This is a genomic window from Flavobacterium sp. LS1R10 (assembly GCF_003968825.1).
GTDB lineage: Bacteria > Bacteroidota > Bacteroidia > Flavobacteriales > Flavobacteriaceae > Flavobacterium.
The window spans coordinates 785,343-798,170 of the sequence record NZ_RYDH01000001.1 but is presented as its reverse complement, the minus strand read 5'-3'; the positions used below and the strand labels follow the sequence as shown (position 1 = coordinate 798,170).

11 protein-coding genes are annotated in these 12,828 nt (G+C 35.3%); 2 read left to right on the top strand and 9 right to left on the bottom strand.

Going from position 1 to position 12,828, the window contains the following annotated elements; translation table 11 throughout:
* The first annotated feature begins 275 nt into the window (after positions 1 to 275).
* Positions 276 to 1,301 carry a LacI family DNA-binding transcriptional regulator gene (locus tag EKL96_RS03520; RefSeq protein ID WP_126458265.1) on the top strand — a complete coding sequence of 342 codons (1,026 nt, stop codon included), beginning with the start codon at positions 276 to 278 and terminating at the stop codon, positions 1,299 to 1,301.
* A gap of 245 nt (positions 1,302 to 1,546) precedes the next feature.
* Here the strand turns inward: EKL96_RS03520 and EKL96_RS03515 are convergent, their stop codons facing one another.
* The 4 genes from EKL96_RS03515 to EKL96_RS03500 form a co-directional block, all read right to left on the bottom strand.
* Positions 1,547 to 2,503, bottom strand: coding sequence for a geranylgeranylglycerol-phosphate geranylgeranyltransferase (locus EKL96_RS03515; protein WP_126458262.1), 957 nt, complete (start codon positions 2,501 to 2,503; stop codon positions 1,547 to 1,549).
* 92 nt (positions 2,504 to 2,595) lie between these two features.
* Positions 2,596 to 3,534 (bottom strand): mevalonate kinase, encoded by a 939-nt coding sequence (locus EKL96_RS03510; RefSeq protein ID WP_126458259.1) that lies wholly within the window; start codon positions 3,532 to 3,534, stop codon positions 2,596 to 2,598.
* Between the two features lie 59 nt (positions 3,535 to 3,593).
* Positions 3,594 to 3,788 carry a hypothetical protein gene (locus EKL96_RS03505; RefSeq protein ID WP_126458256.1) on the bottom strand — a complete coding sequence of 65 codons (195 nt, stop codon included), beginning with the start codon at positions 3,786 to 3,788 and terminating at the stop codon, positions 3,594 to 3,596.
* A 44-nt stretch (positions 3,789 to 3,832) separates the two neighbouring features.
* Positions 3,833 to 4,948, bottom strand: a complete 1,116-nt coding sequence (locus EKL96_RS03500; RefSeq protein ID WP_126458253.1) for a diphosphomevalonate/mevalonate 3,5-bisphosphate decarboxylase family protein — start codon at positions 4,946 to 4,948, stop codon at positions 3,833 to 3,835.
* 113 nt (positions 4,949 to 5,061) lie between these two features.
* Between EKL96_RS03500 and EKL96_RS03495 the strand changes: the two genes are divergently transcribed.
* Positions 5,062 to 5,541 carry a TspO/MBR family protein gene (locus EKL96_RS03495; protein WP_126458250.1) on the top strand — a complete coding sequence of 160 codons (480 nt, stop codon included), beginning with the start codon at positions 5,062 to 5,064 and terminating at the stop codon, positions 5,539 to 5,541.
* Positions 5,542 to 5,585: 44 nt separating this feature from the next.
* Here the strand turns inward: EKL96_RS03495 and EKL96_RS03490 are convergent, their stop codons facing one another.
* From EKL96_RS03490 to nuoL, 5 genes are all read right to left on the bottom strand, one after another.
* Positions 5,586 to 6,794, bottom strand: coding sequence for an NAD(P)/FAD-dependent oxidoreductase (locus tag EKL96_RS03490; RefSeq protein WP_126458247.1), 1,209 nt, complete (start codon positions 6,792 to 6,794; stop codon positions 5,586 to 5,588).
* The gene (locus tag EKL96_RS03485; RefSeq protein WP_126458244.1) at positions 6,791 to 7,468 is read right to left on the bottom strand and encodes a glycerophosphodiester phosphodiesterase; all 678 of its coding nucleotides are present in this window, start codon (positions 7,466 to 7,468) and stop codon (positions 6,791 to 6,793) included. The genes EKL96_RS03490 and EKL96_RS03485 overlap by 4 nt, the downstream gene beginning before the upstream one ends.
* A 538-nt stretch (positions 7,469 to 8,006) precedes the next feature.
* Positions 8,007 to 9,377, bottom strand: a complete 1,371-nt coding sequence (locus tag EKL96_RS03480; RefSeq protein WP_126458241.1) for an NADH-quinone oxidoreductase subunit N — start codon at positions 9,375 to 9,377, stop codon at positions 8,007 to 8,009.
* Positions 9,378 to 9,390: 13 nt separating this feature from the next.
* Positions 9,391 to 10,833 (bottom strand): NuoM family protein, encoded by a 1,443-nt coding sequence (locus EKL96_RS03475; RefSeq protein WP_126458238.1) that lies wholly within the window; start codon positions 10,831 to 10,833, stop codon positions 9,391 to 9,393.
* 107 nt (positions 10,834 to 10,940) lie between these two features.
* Positions 10,941 to 12,824 (bottom strand): NADH-quinone oxidoreductase subunit L, encoded by a 1,884-nt coding sequence (gene nuoL, locus EKL96_RS03470; protein WP_126458235.1) that lies wholly within the window; start codon positions 12,822 to 12,824, stop codon positions 10,941 to 10,943.
* Between the last annotated feature and the right edge of the window lie 4 nt (positions 12,825 to 12,828).

Genomic DNA, 12,828 nt, shown 5'->3' with positions numbered 1-12,828 from the left:
AAATACAAATACCTTAAAAGATTATTTTTTTCTTGTTTTAGTGCTGATTATCAAATGTATATTTGAAATATTTTTCCGGCAATGAATTTAGAATTAATCGAAACCGTCGATAGATTGTTTTGTTGTGAATTTTTATGTAAATTTATTGAATATTCCTCATTTTTCAGAGCCAATTTTTATATTATAATCGCTATTTTTGTCGATCTAATTGTTAATATTCTATTTATTTACATCTTGTCCCTTTTTTCTTTATTAATTACAATAAACATTTTTTTATGAAAGCCAGAGCTACACTAAAACAAATCGCAAAAGAACTGAATGTTTCTGTTTCTACAGTTTCAAAAGCACTTAATGATAGTCCGGAAATTAGTGAGTTAACTAAAATAAAAATAAAAGAATACGCAAAGCTAAAAAATTACAAACCTAACGTAATTGGTTTGAACCTAAAAAACAGGAAAACAAGAACCATTGGGGTGATTATTCCTAATATTTTGAATTCTTTCTTTGCCAAAGTATTTAGTGGTATCGAGAAAGTGGCTGATGAAAAAGGATACAATGTGATTATGTGTATTTCAAATGAATCTTTGGATAAAGAAGCGCATACTTTGGAGATGCTCAGCAATGGTACTATCGACGGATTTATTGTTTCGGTTTCTGAAGAGGCTCAAAAAAATCAGGAATACAGTCATTTTTCGGCAATCATTAATGATGGAACTCCTATTGTGATGTTTGATCGAATTGCGGATGGCGTTGATTGTGACAAAGTTATTGTAGATGATTTTGATTCGGCCCTAGATTCTACCCAACATTTAATTGATTTAGGGTGCAAAAACATAGCGCTGTTTTCTTCAGTTGATAATTTGAGTGTCGGGAAATTGCGTGCTGCCGGCTATATTAAAGCCTTAGAAGTCAACAATATACCCATTAATAAGGCTATAATTTTGAGAACTGATTGTGATGAAAATCTAAATAATCTCATAGAAAATATTTTTGATACCAATACAATTGACGGGATTTTTGCTTTGGACGAAAATGACTCCGTAGCTGCTTTGAGAATTGGACTCAAAAAAGGATATAAAATTCCCGAAGCACTTTCTATCATAGGTTTTGCAGATGGTATACTCGCCTCCCGTAGGTTGTCTCCCAGTTTGACCACGGTCAGTCAGCATGGCATAGAAATAGGCGAAGTTGCTGCTAAACTACTTATTGATCGACTGGAATCTAAAGAAGAACACATTCCCTATGAAACGGTTGTCATTAAGACAAAATTGAAAGAAAGGGAGTCAACAAGAAAACTGTAGAAGGTATTATAGCAATCCTGCGGAATCACGTTTAGCAATGAAATGAACCCGAAAAAGGGTTTGTACAATGCCCCATAGCATAAAAACTGCTCTTTTTTTGTTTTTATTGAATACATAAAATTAAAAATCAAATTAATAAATGGTTGTGATTTTCTAATTTTATAGTAGGAACCCTTCTTCTATTTCAAGAGAATGCCTAGCCTGATGATAGAGGTTTTTTTTAGTAATTCTTAAAAAGGGATTGTCTAAAGCATCATCAGCAATCTTTTGCCGTGCCATAAAACACTCGGATCAATCAGTACAATACAAAATACTCCAGAGACAATTAAAAATTTCAGGACATTATGAAGCAATAGAAATTGTGGTTTAGCATTTGATTTCCACAAGTAAAGCAAGGATAAAATAAGGATTATGAGCGAGGAATAAAAATAAATATCCATATATCCCACATCGTAAATTTCGATTAAAACATAAACGGGGAAAACGGTAAGGAGTGTCAAAAAGGTTATGATTTTTTTTGAAATTTCTTCTCCATAAACAATGGGAATCGTTTTATAATCAGTAATTAAATCGCCTTTCAGATTTTCTAGGTCTTTAATCATTTCCCGAATCAGCAGCAATAAGAACAAAAAAGAGGCATGCACAAATATTACTCCAAGCTGTCTTTTGTAATTTTCAATTTCTTCAAACGGGATCTGATTGTAGTAATACAATAGTATGGCAAAAAAAGGGGTCACGGCAAGTAAAGCCGCTGTCAAATTTCCTATTATAGGGTATTTTTTTATTTTATGGGAATAAAACCAAATAACGAAAATGTATAGGGAAAAGAATAAAAAAGCACGCCAAGAAACAAACAGAGCCATTAAGGCAACTATGAAATTCAATGTAAAATAGACGTTTAGTTTTGTTTTTTGACTCACTAATCGATCTAACATGGACTTGTTAGGGCGATTGATTAAATCTTTTTGGCTGTCATAAAAATTATTGATAATATATCCCGAAGCAATTGTTAGTGATGAAGCAAAAACCAAGATAAATAAATTGAAATCGAGTAAAATAGCCAAAGCTCTTGTGTCAGGAGCCAAAATAAATATGGCTGAGAGGTATTGTGCCAGGATAATGACCGGAATGTTATAGCCTCTAACCACAGAGAACAAACTTGCAATTTTCATTAGGAGAAGTTTGTGGTGCCTGCTTAACATTTAGATTTATTTAAGAATGTGCTCCCAATAATAAGGGTGCTATTTTAGGTTTTCTTCTCCCTCTCCTTTGAAGAGGGTTGGGGAGAGGATGTTTAAAACTGGTACACGACTTCTAGTTTATACTCTTTCAGGGAAATTTTGGCTTTTTCTAAATCTTCTGTGAATCCTAAGATGTAACCACCGCCACCAGAACCACATAATTTCAAATAATAATCATTACTGTCAATTCCTTGTTGCCAGATGCTGTGAAATTGTTCCGGAATCATTGGTTTAAAGTTATTCAAGACCACTTTAGATAGTTTCTTGGTATTCATGAACAATGATTTCATGTCTCCGCCCAGGAAATTTTCAACGCAGGCATCTGTATATTTTACAAATTGATTTTTCAACATGGCGCGGAATCCTTTGTCTTTCAGGTTTTCCATGAAAATATTCACCATGGGAGCGGTTTCGCCCACAATTCCAGAATCTAACAAAAATACGGCTCCTTTGCCGTCAAAGCTTTGATTTGGAATTCCGGTTGCTTGAATGTTATCTTTAGAATTGATTAAAATAGGGATACTCAAATAACTGTTCAAAGGATCTAATCCAGAACTTTTTCCGTGGAAAAAACTCTCCATTTGAGAAAATATATTTTTTAGCTGCAATAATTTTTCACGAGTCAAATTTTCCAGAACCGTAATTTTATTTTGAGCATATTTATCATAAATAGCGGCTACAAGTGCACCACTGCTACCTACGCCATAACCCTGAGGAATACTGGAATCAAAATACATTCCGGCTTCCACATCATTTTTCAAGAGGTCTAAATCAAAAGTAACCAGATTGGGGTGTTCGTCTTGTAAAGTGTCTAGATAGATAACAAAACGCCTTAAATTCCCATTTGATTTTACCGCTTCTTCAGACGAATTTCCGTCTCTTTTGAGCGCACCATTATAAAAATTATATGGAATTGAAAGCCCTTTTGAGTCACGAATTATTCCGTATTCTCCAAAGAGTAGTATTTTTGAGTAAAATAAAGGTCCTTTCATATGGTGTTGTAAATTAACAATTTGGGGGTTGGCAATTAGGCATTTTTTAATGTGCTGTTTTATAAATCAACTTGATCGCCACGATTCGCTTCCTGAATTTCAAGGTCAATTTCTTCTTGTTGTTCAGGTGATAAATTTTTCCAAACCTCTTTTTTTTGTGATTTGAAAATGTTTTTCACAGCTTCAATTATGGCTGTGTCGTCAGTTTCTAACAACATTTTTATCAATTCTAATTTCTCGGATTGAATGTCCATGTTTTCAGGTCTTTAAAAATTAAAGATAGTGAAAAATAAATAAATTAAAGCAATACCGCTCCATTTCCAATTTCGTCACAAATGTACTGACCATTTTGACAATAGCCAACTAATTCGTGCTGAATAAATTGTAAAACTTTTTCGGCAACATTCTCAGGATATAAAACATGCACATTTGCTCCGGCATCCAGCGTAAAACAAACCGGAATTGTAGTCTCATTTCTAAATTTCCAAATCGCATTTATAATCTCCAACGTATTTGGTTTCATCAATATAAAATAAGGCATCGAAGTCATCATCATGGCATGTAACGTCAAGGCTTCGCGCTCTACAATTTTGATGAATTCGTCCAGATTTCCACTTTCGAAAATTGAAATCAATTGGTCTAAATTTTCGTGCGCCTGTGCAAACCGCCTTTCGGCAAAAGGATGGTTGTGCATTAAATCATGTCCAATGGTACTTGAAACTTGCTTTTCTCCTTTGTCAACCAGCAAAATAGTGTCTTGAAAATTCTTGAAATTAGCATGAATTGCATTTGGAAATTCCACGCCAAATAAATCCGAACTTCCGGAGATATTTGCATGATTACCCCATACTACCACTTGTCCTTTTACACTTCTGCAAGCGCTTCCAGAACCCAAACGTGCTAATAAAGAGGCTTTCTGATAGAAATATTCCTCGGTCATTCTTGGGTTTAACGCTTTTTCTAAACTCATTAAGTTCATCGCCAAAGCCGCCATTCCAGATGCCGATGAAGCAATTCCGGAACTGTGCGGAAAGGTATTTTCCGTGTCAATCGTAAAATGGTAGTCTTTTAAAAACGGTAAATAGATTTCGATTCGCTCCAGAAATTTTTGGATTTTTGGTTTGAAATCTTCTTTTGGTTGTCCTTCAAAAAGTAAGTCAAAAGAGAAATTATTACCCGTTACATTGAGCGATACCGAAACTTCTGGAGAAATCTCTTTTTTGGCGAAAGCCAATTTAGTAATCGTCTTGCAATTATTCAAGGTAAAACTCACCGATGGATTAGCAGGAATTTGATTGTCTTTTTTTCCCCAGTATTTTACAAGGGCAATATTGCTGGGTGCACTCCATTGAAAATTGCCTTCTTCAATCGAATGTGTATATTGTGATGGAATAAAATCGGTTGCTGAAATCATGAATGTATAAATTTATGCAAATATACTTTTTTTGGGTTATTTGTTTATTCGTTTAGTTGGTTAATCGTTACAAAGATTTGAGTAAATTTGGCTCACATTAGAAAAATATAAAAATGAATAAAATCACCCGAATATTAGCTGTTGTTGTTACGTGTCTTGCGATTGGTTATTTCTCTGGTACGGTTACTCGTTCTGCCATTACCACTTGGTATCCAACCTTAATAAAACCAAGTTTTAATCCGCCCAATTGGATTTTTGCACCAGTTTGGAGTATGCTGTATGTGATGATGGGTGTTGCTGCTGGATTAGTTTGGGACCGAATAGAAGTCGAAAAAGAACTAGTAAAAAAAGCGTTGATTTTCTTTGCGATTCAATTAGCACTGAATGCTTTGTGGTCGTATTTATTCTTTGGATTACACAACCCGATGTTAGCCGGATTAGAAATTATTGTATTGTGGTTGATGATCTTTGAAACGTACCTTCAGTTTTCAAAAATCAATAAAATTGCGGGCTATTTATTCATTCCGTATTTGGCTTGGGTAAGTTTTGCAGCGGTTTTGAATGGAAGTATCTGGTGGTTGAATAAAGGATAGTTTTTTAACCTTTTAGGCTTCCACACTGTTAAAGCGTTGATTTATTATATAGCACTCGCCACAATAAACCCACTAGTCCACGCATTCTGAAAGTTGAATCCTCCAGTAATGGCATCAATATTAACAATTTCACCAGCAAAATATAGGTTTTCGTGTAGTTTGCTTTCCATAGTTTTGAAGTTGATTTCCTTTAAATCAATTCCGCCTGCCGTCACAAATTCTTCTTTAAAGGTGCTTTTTCCATTCACTTGAAAAGTGCCATTCGTTAATTGATTCGCAAGATTCGTCAATTGAATTTTAGACAAATCGGCCCATTTCGTCTCCGCTTCAATTCCGGAAGCGAACACCAAACTTTCCCATAATCTATTGGTTAATTCGAAAGGAGATTTCTTGGAAACTGATTTTTTCGCGTGTTCCTGTTTTAAGTCTTTTAGCTTTTTCTCGACATCTTCTTTGTCAGCATCGTTCAACCAATTCACGAAAATATTGAACTGATAATTTTTATCATGCAAGATGCGGGCTCCCCAAGCGGAGAGTTTCAATATCGCCGGTCCGCTCATTCCCCAATGGGTAATTAACAACGGTCCTGTTGAGCTGAGTTTGGTGTCTTTTACTTTTACGGTTACTTGCGCCGCAACTCCGGGTAATTCTTTTATTCTGGAATCTTTGATATTAAAAGTGAATAAGGAAGGAACCGGGCTGACAACTGCATGACCAAAATTCTGTAACATTTCCCATACTTTAGGATTACTCCCAGTAGCTAGAATCAGTTTTTCGGCAAGATAATTTTCAGTTTGGGTTTCGATTTTCCATTCATTCTCTTTCTTGAAAATTGATTGTACACTTTGTCCTGTAAGTACTGCAATACCCAGTTTTTGTGTGGCAGTTAGAAAACAATCAATAATAGTTTGTGAAGAATTCGAAACCGGGAACATGCGTCCGTCTCCTTCTATTTTTAATTCTACACCATGTTTCTCAAACCATTCAATCGTATCGCCAGAACAGAACTGATGAAAAGGGCCTCGTAATTCTTTTTCGCCACGCGGATAAAACTTCACTAATTCATTTGGCTCAAAACAAGCGTGCGTCACGTTGCATCTTCCGCCGCCGGAAATGCGAACTTTTTGCAATACCTCTGCACCGCGCTCCAGAATGGCAACTTTCAGTTTTGGATTTTTTTCTACAATATTTATCGCTGTAAAAAAACCTGCTGCGCCACCGCCTACTATTATTATATCAAAATTCTGATTCATATTCTATTTGGGAAATCGGTGATGATTCCGTTTACGTTGAATGTTTTTATTTTTTGAATATCTTCTAATTCATTGATAGTCCATGGGAAAACCTGCAATCCTTTTTCTTGCATTTGCGCCGTGTTTTCTTTTGTCAATAAATGAAAATGCGGATGAATGGATTTTGCCTGAATGAATTTGGCGAAAGCCAAAGCCAAGTCTAAATCAGTTTCCGTTAAAACGCCAATTGAAATTTTATCATTTAAAAACGCCACTTGCTGCAACGCATTCCAATCAAAACTGGAAATTAAAAAACGATCGTATTTCCAACCTTTTTTAGCAACATATTTTTCAATGAGTGAGACTACTTTGTCTGTTGCTTCGTAGCTTTTGAGTTCAATATTGATCAGGCAGCCTTGGTTTACCAAATCAAAAACCTCTTGTAGCGTAGGGATTTGGTGCTTTCCATTTATTCGAAATGCCTTTAATTCTTGCAAAGATAAAACTTTTACAAAACCTTTTCCATTGGTCGTACGGTCAATGGTTTCATCGTGAATAACAATTAATTCTTCATCAGCACTCAAATGCACGTCGAGTTCAATACCGTCCACATGTAGGTCTAATGCTTTTTGGAACGAAACAAGAGTGTTTTCCGGTTCGTATCCTTTAGCACCACGATGTCCAATTTTGAGCATTGCCTTTTAATTTCGAGTAAAGATAAACATAAAAAAAACGCCTTCATTTCTAAAAGCGTTTGGATTTAAAAAGTAAACTCATAGTCAGTTTAGACTCTTCGGTACCGTCTCCAGCTTTTGGAGAGTCCCAGATTTTATTATTTCAATTCTAATGCGAAACAAGTGTTAAGAATCAGTATTACAAATCGATTAAAAAAAACAGAAACATCTTCTATATATCTTATTAAAGTATAAAAATAAGCGACTTACGGAATTCTCGAAGTACTTTTAAACATACGATTATTCAGACTAAAGCATTAAAATTAGTGCAAATTTATTCGACAATTTGTGAAAAATTAGAAAAAATTTAAAATATACTTGTGAGCGATTCAGTAACAACGATAAGCCAGATTTAACAGATCCAGAAATTATGACCATCTATTTTGAAAAAAGACAATACCGTTCCATTAGATTGAGCACACAATTCATTGCAAAAACACATGACAAAAAAATTCTGATAGCTAAGTCATCAAGATTTTTTTTAATATACAGATTTAATTTATGCCAACAAATCCAACACTAAGGATGGAAACAACCCTAATGCGATATTCAACACAATTGCTACAATGGCAACCGCATAAATAACAACCGGCGTTCCTTTTCGTTCCTCGTTTGGTTCTTTAGTGTACATCGCCAAAATCAATTTGAAGTAGTACCCAACGCTTATAATCGAATTGATCACTGCTACGATCACTAAAGTCAAATAACCCGCTTGAATCGTTTGATTGAACAAAACCAACTTAGCAAAGAAACCCGCAAAAATAGGAATACCTGCCATAGAAAGTAAAGCTGCCGTAAGAATGGCCGCTAATAAAGGGTTGGTTTTTCCTAATCCGTGGAAATTTACAACATCTTCGTTGTCTCTATTTTTACAAACGTATAAAATCACACAAAAAGCAGCGATTCCAGATAAAGAATACGCTGAGGCATAATACAACAAACTTCCAGCTGATGTAGACAAACTCAACAAAGTCATCAACATAAAACCGGCATGAGAAACGCCAGAAAAAGCCAACATACGCTTCACGTTTGTTTGTCTCAATGCCATAATATTACCAACGGTCATCGAAGCCATCGAAATCACAACGACTACCATTTTGAATGACTCAGAAACATCCGCATTCATTACTGATAGTAATTTGTACAAACTAGCCATAGCAACTACTTTTGCCAAAGTACTCATTAATGCAGTGGTCAACGCTGGAGAACCTTCGTAAACATCAGGTGCCCAGAAATGAAATGGAACTGCCGCCACTTTAAACAACATCCCTATGGTAACCAACACAATTCCTATTGGAAACCAAACTGGCAATTCCGCTGATTGCGACAATTCACTGATTTCAGTAACGTCAAAACTTCCCATGGCACCATAAATTAAACAGATCCCAAAAAGAATGATTCCAGAGGCAAAAGATCCCATTAAAAAATATTTCATTCCCGCTTCGTTACTTTTCAAACTCAAACGGTCACTTGCAGCAAGAATGTAAAGTGCAATGGACAACACTTCGATTCCTAAAAAGAACATCGCTAAGTTTCCAAAAGAAACCATTGCCACTGCCCCTGCTAATAAAAATATTTTTATGGCAATATAATCCGAGATTTTAGATTGGTGATTTTCGTAAAAATTATGTCCTAAAGCTACCAAGAAAATGGTTAGCACAATAAACAAAGATGAAAAAGTAGTTGAAAATTTACTCACAACAATCATGTTGCTATAGTAACTTTCTGTTGAATTATATTCAGATATAGTTAAACCCAGCACTCCCAATAATCCAATAATCATTATTGGAACAATGGCTCTTCTTAAATTAAAGATTTCAAATAAAAGGCATAAAACACCTAATCCTATTATAGCTATTAATGTATTCATTTTTTTATTTGACTTAGTTAATTCGGTTTATTTGAGTTAAAATTTCTTCCAGACTTGGGGTAATCAAATCAGTAATTGGCTTTGGATACATCCCAAAAAAGAATAAAACACCAATTATTAGTACCAAAGTTATTCCTTCATTGAACGTTACATCCGCAAAAGGTTTTGAATTAGTTTCGCCCAACATGGCATGTTGAAACATTTTCAACATATAATACGCTCCTAATATTATGGTTGTTCCTCCTAAAATAGCAAACCAAATGTTGATTTGTGAAAGACTGTATAAAACGGTGAATTCTCCAATGAAATTAAAAGTAGTTGGCAAAGCAACAGAGGCTAAAACCAAGATTAAAAACATTGATGTAAATTTTGGTGTCTGTGAACGAATGCCTCCCATTTCAGCAATTGCTCTAGTTTCATATCTTCTAAAAATAATTTCAGCTACATAAAACAACCCAACAACTACAAATCCGTGTGCAATCATTTGTAAAACAGCACCACGCAATCCGTCTAATGTCAACGTGTACGTTCCGGCTGCTATTAATCCAACGTGAGCCAAAGAAGAATACGCTAATAATTTCTTCAAATCTTTTTGTTTCAATGCAACGATAGACCCGTAAATCACCCCTGCAAGTCCAAGTCCGATGAAAATATACATGTATTCCTTAGCTGCCAGAGGTGTCAAAGGCAATTGCCAACGAATAACGCTATACAATCCCATTTTTAGCATGATCCCTGACAAAAGCATCGTACCAACGGTTGGTGCTTTCTGATACACATTTGCCTGCCAAGTATGAAAAGGAATTAATGGAATCTTAATGGCATACGCCAAGAAGAAAGCTAAGAATATCCACAATTGTTCAGTTGCTGTTAGGTTCAATTTGTATAAATCTTCTAATAAAAGACTTCCCGCTTTTTGATACATATAAACAAAAGCCACTAACATAAATAAAGAACCTGCTAAGGTGTAGATAAAGAATTTAACTACTGCTTTTTTGCGTTCTTCTACGTCTCCGTTACCCCAAATTAAAGCGATGAAGTAAATTGGAATCAATGATAATTCCCAAAAAACATAATACAACAAACCGTCTGATGCTAAGAATGTTCCTGCCATTGCAAATGACATGAACAAGATTAACGCATAAAAAGATTTTGAATTTTCGTATTGATTTCCAAAAGAAGAGAATATAATTATTGGAATCAAAACCGTAGTCAATAAAAGCATCGCCATTGACAATCCATCTGCTTTTAGAGCGAAAGAAATATTAGGTTGCGTAATCCACTGGTTGATGAAACTGATGTTTTCACCTAAATTATAGTGATTTAATAATACAATTGAAGCGCCTGCAGCAGCTAACCCAAAGAACAAAGCTACTTTTGAAGCTAGCTTATCGCCTGCAAGATACGTTGCAAACGTGCCGACCAAAAGTATAATTAATATTAGAGATACATTCATTTGTAATTATTTATTGTTTTTTAAACATCCTTAGAACCAGATTTTTAAAAGAAAATTTATTTTAAAATTATAATTTTAGTATTATGAAAACTTGTGTATAAATTCGGTTATTCTGCTAAAAACAAATACGAAACAATAGCACAAAGTCCTAAAACAAAGGCAAAGAGATAAAGACCGATACTTCCGTTTTGGACTTTCTTTCCTTGAAAACTTATTTCGTTTGCTACTTTTCCAATACCAAAAACAAAAGCTGTTACACCCGTTTCTATTGTGTCTCTGAAAAAACGAGACAAAAAGTTAATTGGTTTAACAAAAATAGCATCATAAAATTCGTCCACATAATATTTATTGTAAAGAACTTTAGAAAATCCTGTAATGGCCGCATCCTCTGTAGGAACCTCGTTTTGTTTGATGTATTTAGCGTAAGCAATACCAATTCCAACCAATCCACCCACAACAGCAATAACCATTAAGATGTATTCAGTAGTTCCTAAATGGTGTTCTGCCGCGGCTAATTTAGGTACAATAGGAGTCAAATATTCATTCAACCAACTATTTCCAGGCAAACTGATCATACCACCTATAGTAGCCAATATTGCCAAAACAATCAAAGGAATGGTAATCAAAGCTGGACTTTCGTGCAAATGGTGCTTTTGTTCTGCTGTTCCTCTGAATTCTTGGAAGAACGTTAAAAACATTAAACGGAACATATAAAAAGCAGTCATTATAGAGGCAACCGAAGCCACAATCCATAACGGAATGTTATTATGGAAAGCCACTAATAATATTTCGTCTTTAGAGAAAAAACCGGAGAATAATGGAACTCCTGAAATCGCTAATGAAGCAATAAGCATTGTTGCAAAAGTAATTGGCATTGCTTTTTTCAATCCACCCATCTTGCGCATGTCTTGTTCACCGTGCAAAGCATGAATTACAGAACCGGAACCCAAGAACAAACAAGCTTTAAAGAAAGCGTGCGTGATTACATGGAAAACAGCCACTTCATAGGCGCCCAATCCCAAAGCCAAAAACATTAATCCCAGTTGAGAAACAGTAGAATACGCCAAGACTTTCTTAATATCATTTTGCAGCAGTCCAATGGTTGCAGCAACCAGAGCAGTAACGGCTCCAACAATAGCAATAATCGATTGCACATCCGGAGTCAAATCAAATAAGAAATTCAATCTGGTAATCATAAAAATCCCTGCTGTTACCATCGTCGCCGCGTGTATCAGTGCCGAAACCGGTGTTGGTCCCGCCATCGCGTCCGGTAACCACGTATACAATGGAATTTGTGCTGATTTACCGCAAGCGCCAATGAATAACGCGAAAGCAGCAACAGAAAGCCAATACATATCAAGATCCGTTGCACCGGCAATAGCAGTTTTTAAAGTAGCGTAATCTAAAGTCGAGAATAAATTACCGAGAATGAAAATTCCAACTAACAACCCTAAATCCCCAATACGGTTCATGATGAATGCTTTCTTTGCAGCGTCATTAAATTCTTGGTTTTTATGCCAAAAACCAATTAACAAATACGAACAAAGACCTACGCCTTCCCAACCGATGAACATCACTAATAAGTTACTTCCTATTACTAAAAGAATCATGAAAAATATAAACAGATTCAAATACGCAAAAAAGGTATGCATATTTTCATCCTCATGCATATAACTGATCGAATACAAATGAATCAAAGATCCAATTCCGGTCACAAAAAGCAACCATAAAATGGACAGTTGGTCCAATTGAAATCCAAAATCGACTTTGAAAGTACTGATTTGGATCCAGTCAAAAAGAGCAATTCGAATGCCTTCTGGTTGCGCTGCAATTCCACCGAAGAAATAAGCAGTCGCAATAAAAGAGACAACAACAGAAAGTGTTCCGATTATTCCAGAAAGTGATTTTCCAAGGCTTTTGCCAAAGAAAACATTAATTAAAAATCCTAAAAAAGGAGCAAGAACTAAAACTAAAGCTATATTGGTATTCATTTCC